General features: G+C 47.0%; 13 protein-coding genes. 8 read left to right on the forward strand and 5 right to left on the reverse strand.

Going from position 1 to position 11745, the window contains the following annotated elements; translation table 11 throughout:
• The first annotated feature begins 372 nt into the window (after positions 1 to 372).
• The 5 genes from SGRA_RS16910 (at position 373) to SGRA_RS16930 (ending at position 4079) form a co-directional block, all read left to right on the forward strand.
• The gene (locus SGRA_RS16910) at positions 373 to 876 is read left to right on the forward strand and encodes a YqgE/AlgH family protein (RefSeq protein WP_245538575.1); all 504 of its coding nucleotides are present in this window, start codon (positions 373 to 375) and stop codon (positions 874 to 876) included.
• Positions 867 to 1604 carry a CRISPR-associated endonuclease Cas6 gene (locus SGRA_RS16915; protein WP_071823214.1) on the forward strand — a complete coding sequence of 246 codons (738 nt, stop codon included), beginning with the start codon at positions 867 to 869 and terminating at the stop codon, positions 1602 to 1604. Before SGRA_RS16910 ends, SGRA_RS16915 begins: the two co-directional genes overlap by 10 nt.
• 106 nt (positions 1605 to 1710) lie before the next feature.
• Positions 1711 to 2757 carry a hypothetical protein gene (locus tag SGRA_RS16920; protein ID WP_015694023.1) on the forward strand — a complete coding sequence of 349 codons (1047 nt, stop codon included), beginning with the start codon at positions 1711 to 1713 and terminating at the stop codon, positions 2755 to 2757.
• Positions 2758 to 2768: 11 nt separating this feature from the next.
• The gene (locus SGRA_RS16925) at positions 2769 to 3599 is read left to right on the forward strand and encodes a GIN domain-containing protein (RefSeq protein ID WP_015694024.1); all 831 of its coding nucleotides are present in this window, start codon (positions 2769 to 2771) and stop codon (positions 3597 to 3599) included.
• Positions 3600 to 3707: 108 nt separating this feature from the next.
• The gene (locus tag SGRA_RS16930) at positions 3708 to 4079 is read left to right on the forward strand and encodes a DUF805 domain-containing protein (RefSeq protein ID WP_015694025.1); all 372 of its coding nucleotides are present in this window, start codon (positions 3708 to 3710) and stop codon (positions 4077 to 4079) included.
• Positions 4080 to 4401: 322 nt separating this feature from the next.
• Here the strand turns inward: SGRA_RS16930 and hemL are convergent, their stop codons facing one another.
• From hemL to mqnE, 5 genes are all read right to left on the reverse strand, one after another.
• On the reverse strand, positions 4402 to 5688 hold the full coding sequence (hemL, locus tag SGRA_RS16935; RefSeq protein WP_015694026.1) for a glutamate-1-semialdehyde 2,1-aminomutase: 1287 nt from the start codon (positions 5686 to 5688) through the stop codon (positions 4402 to 4404).
• 13 nt (positions 5689 to 5701) lie between these two features.
• Complete coding sequence (locus tag SGRA_RS16940; RefSeq protein WP_015694027.1) at positions 5702 to 7495, reverse strand: ABC transporter ATP-binding protein; 1794 nt, start codon at positions 7493 to 7495, stop codon at positions 5702 to 5704.
• 322 nt (positions 7496 to 7817) lie between these two features.
• Entirely contained in the window at positions 7818 to 8573 is a 756-nt protein-coding gene (locus SGRA_RS16945; RefSeq protein ID WP_041329753.1) for a menaquinone biosynthetic enzyme MqnA/MqnD family protein, read from the reverse strand.
• 11 nt (positions 8574 to 8584) lie between these two features.
• Entirely contained in the window at positions 8585 to 9217 is a 633-nt protein-coding gene (locus SGRA_RS16950) for a histidine phosphatase family protein (protein ID WP_015694029.1), read from the reverse strand.
• Entirely contained in the window at positions 9217 to 10425 is a 1209-nt protein-coding gene (mqnE, locus tag SGRA_RS16955) for an aminofutalosine synthase MqnE (protein ID WP_041329978.1), read from the reverse strand. The genes SGRA_RS16950 and mqnE overlap by 1 nt, the downstream gene beginning before the upstream one ends.
• A gap of 552 nt (positions 10426 to 10977) precedes the next feature.
• Here mqnE and SGRA_RS24185 point away from each other — a divergent pair.
• From SGRA_RS24185 to SGRA_RS19625, 3 genes are read left to right on the forward strand one after another with little or no spacing between them, the layout of a single operon-like run.
• Positions 10978 to 11121 (forward strand): hypothetical protein, encoded by a 144-nt coding sequence (locus tag SGRA_RS24185; RefSeq protein ID WP_245538576.1) that lies wholly within the window; start codon positions 10978 to 10980, stop codon positions 11119 to 11121.
• A 3-nt stretch (positions 11122 to 11124) separates the two neighbouring features.
• Positions 11125 to 11289, forward strand: coding sequence for a hypothetical protein (locus SGRA_RS24190; protein WP_015694033.1), 165 nt, complete (start codon positions 11125 to 11127; stop codon positions 11287 to 11289).
• A gap of 3 nt (positions 11290 to 11292) precedes the next feature.
• On the forward strand, positions 11293 to 11688 hold the full coding sequence (locus tag SGRA_RS19625) for a hypothetical protein (RefSeq protein ID WP_015694034.1): 396 nt from the start codon (positions 11293 to 11295) through the stop codon (positions 11686 to 11688).
• The last annotated feature ends 57 nt before the right edge of the window (positions 11689 to 11745 follow it).

Here is an 11745-nt window from a genome sequence, read left to right on the forward strand (position 1 = left end):
TGGGCTAGGGGGCCAAGAGGGGCTTGGCCTAGCGATGTGCAGCAGTGGCCGTTAGGCCAGACCGAGCAGGCAAAGCCTGCGCAGGGCCGAGCAGACCTGCGAGCTGCGCAACGTAGCGCCGCAAGGCGAAGCCGCAGCGGAGGCCCCAAAACAGCAGCGAGCTGCGCAACGACAACAAGAACTTTAGTTCGTCTTCGACGACTGAAAGGAGTAAGGCCCCAAAAGTAGAAATGAAAAAGAAAAAGCGAAAAATTAGTTGAATTCTACTAAATTAGCCCAAGGCCCTTAGGGGCATCTTTTTTTATACTAAAAACAGCAGTCATCGAGAAGTTGAGTTTGCAGGCGGGGCGTTTATTATTGGCCGAGCCCTTTATGTCTGATCATCATTTTAAGCGGGCCGTAATTTTGCTCTGCGACCATGAGCGGGAGGGCAGCGTAGGTTTTGTGTTGAACAAGCCTATGGGGCTAGATATTAAGGATTTGGTCAATGATTTTCCGGATTTTTCTGCGGAAGTACATTTTGGTGGGCCGGTGCAGACCGACAGCATACATTATGTGCATACCAAGGGAGAATTACTGGAAGGGGCCATGAAAATTGAGGAAGGATTGTATTGGGGCGGGAACTATGAGCAGCTCAAGGTCTTGATTCGGCAGGGATTATTGGAGCAAAACGACATTACTTTTTTTGTGGGCTATAGTGGTTGGGGCGAGGGCCAACTGCAGGAAGAAATAGAGGTGCAGACTTGGATATTGGCCGAGAGCGACCGCAACTACATCTTTCAGCCACAGAATGAATTATTATGGAAAAGCGTGCTGGAAAATTTGGGCGATCGTTATAGTGTGATGGCGCAAATGCCGATTCCGGTATGGAACTAAATCTTTTGACTAAACCAATCAATATGACAAACAACAAGACCTCCCTAAAGAAATTAAGAATGCTAGAAGTGAGTTTTCAGACCTATTTGCAGCCTTGGGAACTGAGTAAATTTAGAGGAGCGATGGCCCATAAGGTGGGCTTAGAAAACGACTGGTTTCACAACCACAACAATGAAGATGAGCAAAAAGAAGAGAGTTTTCATTATCGCTACCCTTTGATTCAGTACAAATTGCACAAAAGACGGCCCCTATTGCTTTGCATTGATCGGGGGGTAGAGGAGGCCCATCACTTTTTTACGCAATCGGATTGGAGCCTTAAGATTGGCGACAAGCAGCATGATATGCGAATTCATCGCTTGCATTTGCAGGAGTACAACCTACATTATTGGGAGCATCCGCGTTTGTATCGCCTACACAATTGGTTGGCCCTAAACAGTGAAAACTATCGGGCCATTAAGGCTTGCCGCAGCTTGCGGGAGCGTTTGGAGCTGCTCGAGCGGATTTTGCGCAACCACATCCTCAACTTTTATGGGGCCATGGGCGTACATTTAGAAGAAGAGCTAGAGGTGCATATTACCGATCCGCTAGATCTGAAGCGGGTATCTTATAAAGGCATCAAGAAAGAGGCCTATACCTTAGACTTTGAGACCAATGTCTTTTTGCCCAACTTTATCGGTTTGGGGCAGGGAACGAGCGTTGGTTTTGGGGTGGTAAAGCCTTATCGCTAAAGGAAAAGGAGCTGGCTTTAAGCCAGCTCCTTTTTTATCTTACTGCCCTAAATTGGCGAGACTTCTGTATCTTTGGGCAGTATTTTCAACCTGCCTAAGCTTAACTATGAATAAGATATTCTTTTTTTGCCTTCTTTTGTGTTTGCCGGGCCTCTTGGCTGCCCAAGATAGTCTGGCCCTATCCATTTATCCCTTTGCGGGCCGTTATGTACAATTGGACCAACTGCGGCCCTATGAATCGGAGAACATCGCCGCCCAGAGCTTTAAGACCGAAAGCAAATACCACAGCCGCTTTGATGGCTTATCTATAGATAAAATTGCCTTTAAGGGCCAACTATTTGAGCTTACTGCAGGGCAGGGCGTTCTGATGACCGACCTCAGCTCTAAGGCCGCAACCCCTTTGCTCAACCGAGAAGAAAAAGCCCTGAGCGGGGGACAAAACTTTTTGCTTTTGGCCCAAGATGGAGCCGTTTGCGTTAAGCACCTCAAAGGAGCCGAAGGCTATAAGGTCTATAAATATAATGCTGCAGGCGAAGAGGTCTTTGGTCTGAAAATTCCCCATTCCGATTCCGTGAGCTATGCCCAATTGCGCTACTCTCGGCCCTATCTCAACTATTTTAGCCACAGCAGCAAGCAACTGGTCTTCAACTCCTATTTAGAGAGCAAACAAAAATCGGTGGTTCTAGACCTAGAGAAAGGACAGCTGAGCGAATACGACTTTAGCTTTGATGGACTCATTTGGGATGAGGCCACAGATAGCGAAATTAGAGGCTTTCTGCAAATTCTTCCAGATAATCAACAACTTCAAATCCTTTATAAACAACAGTCTTTTGCCCTGCCCATAGAGCAGATCCAACGCTATGAAGAAATGAAGACTTTGTTGATAAATGATACCCTCTACGCCATCGTATTTAACGAAAGAGCCCCCGGTGCGCTGCTCTTGGCCATTTCCCTAAGCGAGGAAAAATTGCTTTGGCGCCAATTGCTTGAACCCAAAAGTCAACGGCCCAAAGTAGGCCAAGCTTTTTATAACTATTTCTGGCTATCGGCCTACAAAGATAAGTTATTGATTGAGCAACTCAGCCCCAATCAAAAACGCCTGAGCATCCATAAAGTAGAGGATGGCCAGCGCTTAGAACAATTTATTCACTAATTCTAACCCCTATGAAGTATTCCTTTTTGTTTTTGGCCCTTTTGCTTAGCCTCATGAGCTGCACTATTGAAGGGGAAGGCGATATTGTTGATAGCCAACTGCCCGTAGAAGGCCCCCTAGCTGGCGTAGATCTACAAGCCGACTATGATGTCGATATCCAATATGGCCCCCAACTAGAAGTGATTGCAGAAGGACATGCCAATTTTATTGAACGCATTTTCTGGACCGTTAATAGTGAGGGCATCCTAGAGCTAGATTTGGACCAAGGCAATTATGGCGCCTACGAACTAAAGGTGACCGTCTACACCCCCCAAGGCTTCTATTTTGAAAATTCAGGCAGCGGAAATATGCAGCTCTTTACCGATGGAACCGCCAATTTTGATAGCCTCCTTCTCAAAACTTCTGGCTCCGGAGATATTAATTGCCAAAATGAAATTACAGTACAAGATGCCCTCTTTTTAGAAATAACGGGCTCCGGAAATATCTCTTTTGAAGGTAGCGCTAGCCGAGCCGTTGGCCAAATTGAAGGCAGCGGAAATATCCTGATCCCAGATCTACAAACTAACCAATGGGAGGCCTTCCTGACTGGGAGCGGCAGCTGCAATATTAGCGGCTATAGCCCCAGCGAATCCGTCAATATTAGCGGTAGCGGTAGCTATGCAGGCTTTAACTTCCTGAGCCAAAATGGAAGCTACCAACATGCAGGTAGCGGCCAGATTGAATGCCAGGTCAGTAGCTTACTGGATGCCAACCTCTCCTCAAGCGGAAATCTCTACTATAAAGGCAATCCCGCCAAAACCGTTACAGCAACGGGCTCTGGCCAAGTTATCGATGCCAACTAGGGCTAATTCTGTTTTTTTGTGATAAATTTCACAAAAACAATTGCAAGTCTAAATATTTAGCCATAAATTAAATCATTGTTTAATCCCTAACCAACAAAACCTTAATCTATGGAATGGTATTTAGCCCCATGGCAAAAGTTTGCCACATTCTCTGGTAGAGCCAGAAGAAAAGAGTACTGGATGTTCGTCATCATCAACGCAGTCATTCAACAAGTATTGTCAGGAGTAGGTATCGCTATTATGGGCGAAGCAGGTGTCTTTTTGGGCAGCATATTCGCGCTCGTTACGCTTGTTCCCACTATCGCTGTGGCTGTTCGCCGTATGCATGATGTAGGAAAAAGCGGTTGGTTTATGCTAATTCCTATCTACAACTTCATCTTGGCTGTTTCTGATAGTGAGCATGGCGAAAACCAATATGGTCGCAATCCTAAAGGTCTTGGTAATGAAGAAGGTAACCTCGAAGATCACTTTGTTGCCTAATCCATAAGCTAATTCGATTTTAAGCCCCAATTTACAAGTGTGAATTGGGGCTTTTTTCTGCCCCTTTCTTACTGTTTTTTGGGGCCTCCGCCTCGCTGCGCTCGTCGGCGGTTACTCCCTTTGGTCGTCGAACTGCGAACTAAAGTTCTTGTTGTCGTTGCGGGGCTCGCAGCTCTGCTCGGCCCTTCGGCGGCCTTGCCGCCTCGGTCTGGCCCTGCGGGCCACCCCTGCACATCGCTAGGCCAAACAAAAGCCCTTCGGGCCCAAAAAAAGCGCCATCAGCCTCAGGCTGATGGCGCTTTAGTTATACATGCGCAAGGACCTAAAATACACGGCTCAAGCTCGCCTTGATTTTTTCGGCAGCCTCGGCTAAAATCTCGGGCGTATGTGCTGCCGAAATAAAGCCTACCTCATAACCAGAAGGACCCAAATAAACGCCATGGTCCAAAAGATCGGCATGTAGAGCCTTAAAGTGCTCCATGCTCGCCGCATCAATTTGGTCTGCCCGACGAATCGTGCTGCGGTCAAAGGCCATCCAGAAAATAGAACCAATGGTCGAAATATGTACAGGATACTCCCGCTCATCACAGAAATCCTGAATATTCTTTACAAAAGCCTGCGTTTTGGCTTCCATCTCCTCATAAAAACCTGGGGCCAACAACTGTTTGGCCGAAGCATAACCCGCAGCCATAGCCACCGGATTACCCGATAAGGTTCCCGCCTGATAAACTGGACCATCAGGGGCTACATGGCCCATGATTTCAGCAGAAGCACCATAGGCCCCCACAGGCATTCCTCCACCAATGATTTTACCATAAGTAATGATGTCGGGCTGAATGCCATAGTAGCCAGCCGCTCCCTCAAAACCTACTCTGAAACCCGAAATCACCTCATCAAAAATAAGGAGACAGTCATAAGCTTTGGTCAAGCGACGCAATTCTTCCAAAAAGCTCTTTTGCTGAAGCAAAAGGCCATTGTTGGCCGGTACGGGCTCAATAATTACGGCAGCTACTTCTTCGCCATACTCTCTGAGGCATTCTTCCAAGAGGTCTGGACGGTCTAAGGGGAGGACCAAGGTTTCTTTGGCAAAAGAATCGGGAATACCCGCACTAGTGCTTTCTCCAAAAGTAACCAAGCCAGAACCCGCCTTCACCAAAAGCGAGTCTACATGCCCATGATAACAACCCTCAAACTTGATGATCTTATTTTTGCCGGTTACTCCTCTGGCCAAACGAATAGCCGACATTACGGCTTCTGTTCCAGAGCTGACAAAACGGATTTTTTCTACAAAGCGGTTGTTTTCTAGAAGCAACTGCCCCAATTTGTTTTCCCAACGAGTGGGGGTGCCAAAAGAAGTCCCTTTGGCCACAGCGGCATAGATATTCTCTCGGATTTCATCATTGTTGTGGCCCAAAATAAGGGGACCCCAAGAGCCACAAAAGTCGATGAATTCATTATCGTCTTCATCCCATACTTTGGCGCCCTTTCCTTCTTTAATGAAAAGAGGTACTCCTTTTACTGATTTAAAGGCGCGTACAGGAGAGCTTACTCCACCCGGAAAATAGCCTTTGGCCTCTGCGTATAGTGCTGCTGACTTAGTTGATTTCATTCTAGTTACTGTTTTATTTTTCTAATTCTTCTACTCTTTGCTTTTCGTAAAGCTCGTAATAGTAGCCTTCTTTTTTTGCAATTAGTTCTTCATGGCTGCCCATCTCTACTACTTGGCCTTCTTCTAGGACCATAATTTTGTCAAAGGCCAAAGAGGCATATAGCCGATGGGTAATAATAATGGTGGTTTTGTCTGCACAAACCGTTTTGAGGTACTGCGTAATTTCTGCCTCTGTTTTGGTATCCACAGCAGAAAGACAATCATCTAATAGGAGCAAACTAGGGTCTTTGATTAGGGCGCGGGCCAGAGATACCCGCTGTTTTTGTCCCCCCGATAGGGTAACGCCTCTTTCGCCCACCTGACTAGCAAACCCTTGGTCCAAACTCATGATATCTTCATATACGGCGGCATAGCGGGCGGCCTGCTCAATTTCTTCCTGGCTTTTTCCAGGAGCACCAAAGGCAATATTATTACTAATGGTATCAGAAAAGAGGAAGACATCCTGAGGCACATAGGCAATTTGCTGCCGCAATTGGTCCAAGGGATAGGCCCGAATGCTTTGGCCATCCACTAAGATTTGGCCTTCATCTATATCGTACATCCGCAGTAAAAGGTCGGCTATGGTGCTTTTGCCCGAACCCGTGCGGCCAATAATGGCCATGCGCTCGCCTGCTTTTAGGCTAAAGTTGAGGCCTTTTAGGGCCAAAATACCCGTATCTGGATAGCGGAAGCTTACATCTTTAAATTCAATGGCTCCTTTCAAGGGCGGAGCTGTTTGCCCTTGGGCCTCATCTTCTACGGCTACGGTAGTTTTTAAAAACTCATTGATGCGCTTCTGAGAAGCAGCCGCTCTTTGAACAATAGAGGCCACCCAACCAATAGAAGTGACGGGCCAAGTAAGCATATTGATATAAATGATAAACTCGGCAATGTTTCCCGCCGAGATTTTCCCATCAATCACAAGCATACCGCCCACTAGTACACTAATAATAGTACTGGCCCCAATCAAAATAATCATCAGGGGGCGGAACATGGCCTCTACACGGACCAAACTGAGCGACTTCTCTTTATAGTCTTCAATCTCCTCATCAAAGAAGTCGGCCATGGCTTCTTCTCGCCCATAAGATTTGACCACCCGAATGCCAGAGTAAACCTCTTGGGCCAAACTGTTGATGGTGGAGAGCTGCCCCTGAATGGCCTCACTCTTTTTATTGATAATGCTGGTGACATAATAAATAGAGAAGGAGAGAATAGGCAAGGGAATCAAGGAATAGAGCGTGAGCTCCACACTCACCGAAAGCATGGCCCCAATGACCATGACCATCAGAAAGACGAGATTGACCCCATACATAACGGCTGGGCCCAAATACATACGGACCTTACTCACATCTTCGGTGAGGCGGGCCATGAGATCACCTGTATTGTTTTTGCGATAAAAGGCCAAATGTAGTCGCTCATAATGCTGGAAAATCTCTTGTCTGAGGTCGCGCTCTATCAAACGAGACATGACAATGAGGGTTTGCCGCATGAAATACATAAATAGGCCCATCAGAAGGGCAAACAAGAGCGTGAGTCCCCCAAAAAAGAGCAAAATCTTACCCAATTGCCCAAAGAAATCAGCCTGTAAGCGGCTGCCCTCCAATAAGCGGTAGAAATAGACATTATCAATGACCAAATCTAGGGCATAGCGGATGACCTGTGGCTGCAAAACCCGAAAGTAATTGGAGGCCAAAACAAACAAAACCCCCAGCAAAAATCGCCAGCGGTATTTGTAAAAGTATTTGTTTAAATAAGCTAATTCGCGCATAGATGACTTTTATTTTTGGCTCTCTGAGCAAGGGCCAAGATAGGCCATAAAGCAGAGATGCAAAAGCTTTTTTATTTTCTTGACCTTTTCTTGACGATTGCGGCCAATGGCCTAGCGATGTGAAAGGGTGGCCGTAGGCCAGACCGAAGGCGAAACGAAGTGGAGCCTGAAGGGCCGAGCAGACCTGCGAGCCCTAACAACAAGGACTTTAGTCCGCAGTTCGACGACCAAAGGGAGTAACCGTAGCGCCCGCCGCAGGCAGACAACAAGGCTGCAAGCCGCAGTTCGACGACTGAAAGGAGTAACGCCCCCAAAAAACAACCTACAACAACCCCAATTCTACACCCTCTTGAAGAAACTTCTCTAGGCCTTTTCTTTTGGCCTCGTCTAGCTGATAGTCAATATTTTTATAGTAATACTCCTCTAGGCTAAATTGTTTTTGGGGAGGGAGTAGGGCCAGCAATTGTTGTCGCTGATTCAGTCCTTCCGCTAGGGCGGCATTAAATTTTTGGACAAAGCTAGGGGCCAGCGTTTTATTGGCCACCCAGGCCGCAAAAACAAAGGGCAGGCCGCTATATTGCATCCAAACTTCGGCTAAATCATAGACATAAGCAAAGTCTTTTTCTAGGCCCATGCAGCGGTCGCCAATGACGACCCCAGCCGTTTTGCCGCCTAGATTTTGGATATAGCCGCTGCTCGCTTGGGCAATTTTGGGACTAAGTTTCCAGTGCTTTTTAACAAGAATCTGGGCCAGGGCCACCGAGCTTCTCGATTGATAATCTAGATAAAGCGTTTCTATTTCTTCTATGGGGCATTGGCTATATATACAGACCGTTTTGACGGGGGAGGAGGCCCCAATGCAATAGTCGCTAATCAGTTCATAATGGGCCAATTGGGGCAAAATAGCCACGGGGACTAGGCCCAAATCTGCCTGATTGTTTAGCAGTTTTTTGGCACAATCGGCGGGGATATCTAGGCTAAGGTCAACCTCTTGATCCAGGTTGTGGCGAAACAGGCCGTATAAAAAGGGTTTGGAGTTGAGGTAGGAGACAATGGAGAGGCGGATTTTTTTCTTCATAGTGGTAGGGCTCAATCGAGCAGATTTCTAAGCCTGAGGTGTTCTACTTCGTTTTGGGCCTTCAGGCGATAATGCGGCCCATCTTGTTCAAAAATAGAGAGGCCCGTATTATGGTGTTTGTATTGTCGCAGGGCCTTGAGCTCTTGCCCCTGAAGCAGGGCCGATAAAAAGGAGAGGGTGGCCCCATGCGTACAAATTAAGATTTTCTGTTGGGGGAGTTGCTCTATTTTGTGTAGGGCAAGGCGCAGACGGCCCGCCATTTCTAGGGCCGATTCGCCCTGCGGAATTTTGGCGCTATATTCTCCGCGGCCCCAAGCATTCATCAGGGCTTTGTAGTTTTGGTGCATTTCGGGGGTAGAGGCCTGCCCCTCAAAAATGCCCCAAGAAACCTCGTCTAATTCGGGCCAATGCCAAATATCTTGCTCCAACTGCAGCCCAAAGGGCGCTATGCTTTCTTGGCTACGCTTGAGCGAAGAGGCCAACAGTAATTCAAAGCCCTCGCTTTTGTAATGCTCAAAAAAGGCATCTCTTTGGGCCAAACCATGGGCATCCAAGGAAGAGTTGACGCCACGACCCTGCACCCGATGCTCTAAATTATATCGGGTGCGGCCATGTCGGTAGATATATAGCGTTTTTTGGGCCATTATGCTTTGGTCTTATCAATAACAGGGAGTCCCACAAAGCCTTTTTTGACCTTTTTGGGCTGCTGACTGAAATCAAAATCCTGATAATCTTGGACCACATTATATAGGGTGCCTCTTTCAATAGGGTGGCGACCCACGGCCTTAATCAACTGCACCAATTCTTCGGTGCTTAGTGCGGGGTTTTGCTCTTCAGAACCCGCCATACTATAAATTTTGGTGGTATCATCAATGGTCCCATCAATATCATCTACCCCAAAAGCTAATGAAAGCTGTGCAGTTGTGCGCCCAATCATAGGCCAATAGGCCTTAATATGCTCAAAGTTGTCCATATAAATGCGGGCAATGGCATAATTGCGTAAATCCTCTACGGCAGAGACCTCCGGCAGATGAGACATCTCATTGTTCTGGTTGCGGAACTTAAGGGGAATAAAGGTCTGAAAGCCCCCCGTTTTATCCTGCAACTGACGCAATTGCTCCATATGGTCCACCCGATGCTTAAACTCTTCAATATGTCCGTAAAGCATGGTAGCATTAGAGCGCATACCCAGTTCATGCCAGATTTCATGAATGCGCAGCCATTGCTCGCCCGTACATTTTCCGCCTGCAATCTGATCTCGAATTTCGGGATGGAAAATCTCGGCTCCGCCGCCGGGCATAGACTGCAAACCGGCCTCTTTCATTAGGCGCATACCTTCTTCATAAGAGACCTTGGCCTTTTTGAAAATGTAGTGATATTCTACTGGAGTGAGGGCCTTTACATGCAAGTCGGGACGATGTGCACGGATTTGGCTAAACAACTGGCTGTAAAATTCCAGATCGTACTGCGGCAAAACCCCACCTACAATATGCACCTCGGTAACTGGCTCCTCATCATACTTTTTGATGATTTCCATCATTTCCTCTAGGCTCAGCTCCCAACCATCTTCCCGCTTCTTAATACGGCGAGAATAAGAGCAGAAGGTACAGGTATATAAACAAACATTGGTGGGCTCCAAATGAAAGTTTCGGTTGAAGTAGGTCTTATCTCCATGCTTCTTTTCCCGAATAAAGTTGGCCAAAACCCCTAGGTAGCCCAAGGGGGCATGCTCATATAAGTAAATGCCCTGCTCTACGGTCAAGCGTTTTTCTTGCTGTACCGCTTGGGCAATCTGATGTAGTCCTGCATCTAATGCGCTATCATTCAGTAAGGTATCAATGGCTGTAGACATATCTCTAGTTTTCGTTTCATGGCTAATGCGCCGCAAATTTAGCATTTTTTAGTGGCTTGCCTAACTAACAGTTTTTAAAACTTTCAGTTTGAATTGAAAGCTATTTATTTTTTGGGGCCTCCCGCCTTCGGCGGGCGCTACGCTTCAGGGCTCGCTGCTCGCTCGGCCCTGCGGCCTGACGGCCTTGGTCTGCGGCTTTGCCGCCCCCTTTCGCATCGCTAGGCCGTTTGGCCTTCGGCCATAGCTGCAGCTTAAAAGCCGCAGCCAGATTAGGATCCAATCAGCTAGCTCTTTATTGCCCCTTGGCCTGCAGCTTAAAAGCCGCAGGTCCTGAAAAACCTAAGCCCCTGCTTTCTATCACCGAAGCAGGGGCTTTTAAGCTCCTGCGGCGAGCAAGATGATGGCCCAACAAGCTTGGCTGCGGCCTTTAGGCTGCAGATAGCGGCGCAGCCGATGGCCGAAGGACAAATAGCCCAACAAAACCTTTACGCCCTATTCTGCAGCTGCAAAACGGCATCCTACAGTTGCGCTAAGCTATTCGCAATTTGTGAAATGGCAATTGTAAAGCGGGTTATGCTATTCGCAATTTGTGAAACGGCAATTGTAAAGCGGGTTATGCTATTCGCAATTTGTGAAATGGCAATTGTAAAGCGGGTTATGCTATTCGCAATTTGTGAAATGGCAATTGTAAAGTAGGGTATGCTATTCGCAATTTGTGAAACGGCAATTGTAAAGTGGGGGATGCTATTCGCAATTTGTGAAATGGCAATTGTAAAGTGGGGGATGCTATTCGCAATTTGTGAAACGGCAATTGTAAAGTGGGTTATGCTATTTGCAATTTGTGAAACGGCAATTGTAAAGTAGGGTATGCTATTCGCAATTTGTGAAACGGCAATTGTAAACTGCGGTAAGCTATTCGCAATTTGTGAAACGGCAATTGTAAAGGAGGGGATGCTATTGGGAATTTGTGAAACGGCAATTGTAAAGTGGGTTATGCTATTTGCAATTTGTGAAACGGCAATTGTAAAGTGGGGGATGCTATTTGTAATTTGTGAAATGGCAATTGTAAACTGCGGTGAGCTATTGGGAATTTGTGAAATGGCAATTGTAAACTGCGGTGAGCTATTTGCAATTTGTGAAATGGTAATTGCAAAGCGGGGGATGCTATTTGCAATTTGTGAAATGGTAATTGCAAAGCGGGGGATGCTATTGGGAATTTGTGAAACGGCAATTGTAAAGTGGGGGATGCTATTCTGCGTCTAGAGGCGGCGAAGCCGCCGGCTGAGGGGCTGTAGCAGGGCCGCCGAAGGCGGCAGACCC

Source organism: Saprospira grandis str. Lewin, from assembly GCF_000250635.1.
Taxonomy (GTDB): domain Bacteria; phylum Bacteroidota; class Bacteroidia; order Chitinophagales; family Saprospiraceae; genus Saprospira; species Saprospira grandis.

Bases quoted from the DNA above. Each gene is read 5' to 3' on its own strand.
- SGRA_RS16910 (WP_245538575.1), top strand. From the start codon at position 373: ATGTCTGATCATCATTTTAAGCGGGCCGTAATTTTGCTCTGCGACCAT.
- SGRA_RS16915 (WP_071823214.1), top strand. From the start codon at position 867: ATGGAACTAAATCTTTTGACTAAACCAATCAATATGACAAACAACAAG.
- SGRA_RS16920 (WP_015694023.1), top strand. From the start codon at position 1,711: ATGAATAAGATATTCTTTTTTTGCCTTCTTTTGTGTTTGCCGGGCCTC.
- SGRA_RS16925 (WP_015694024.1), top strand. From the start codon at position 2,769: ATGAAGTATTCCTTTTTGTTTTTGGCCCTTTTGCTTAGCCTCATGAGC.
- SGRA_RS16930 (WP_015694025.1), top strand. From the start codon at position 3,708: ATGGAATGGTATTTAGCCCCATGGCAAAAGTTTGCCACATTCTCTGGT.
- hemL (WP_015694026.1), bottom strand. From the start codon at position 5,688: ATGAAATCAACTAAGTCAGCAGCACTATACGCAGAGGCCAAAGGCTAT.
- SGRA_RS16940 (WP_015694027.1), bottom strand. From the start codon at position 7,495: ATGCGCGAATTAGCTTATTTAAACAAATACTTTTACAAATACCGCTGG.
- SGRA_RS16945 (WP_041329753.1), bottom strand. From the start codon at position 8,573: ATGAAGAAAAAAATCCGCCTCTCCATTGTCTCCTACCTCAACTCCAAA.
- SGRA_RS16950 (WP_015694029.1), bottom strand. From the start codon at position 9,217: ATGGCCCAAAAAACGCTATATATCTACCGACATGGCCGCACCCGATAT.
- mqnE (WP_041329978.1), bottom strand. From the start codon at position 10,425: ATGTCTACAGCCATTGATACCTTACTGAATGATAGCGCATTAGATGCA.
- SGRA_RS24185 (WP_245538576.1), top strand. From the start codon at position 10,978: ATGGCAATTGTAAAGCGGGTTATGCTATTCGCAATTTGTGAAACGGCA.
- SGRA_RS24190 (WP_015694033.1), top strand. From the start codon at position 11,125: ATGCTATTCGCAATTTGTGAAACGGCAATTGTAAAGTGGGGGATGCTA.
- SGRA_RS19625 (WP_015694034.1), top strand. From the start codon at position 11,293: ATGCTATTCGCAATTTGTGAAACGGCAATTGTAAACTGCGGTAAGCTA.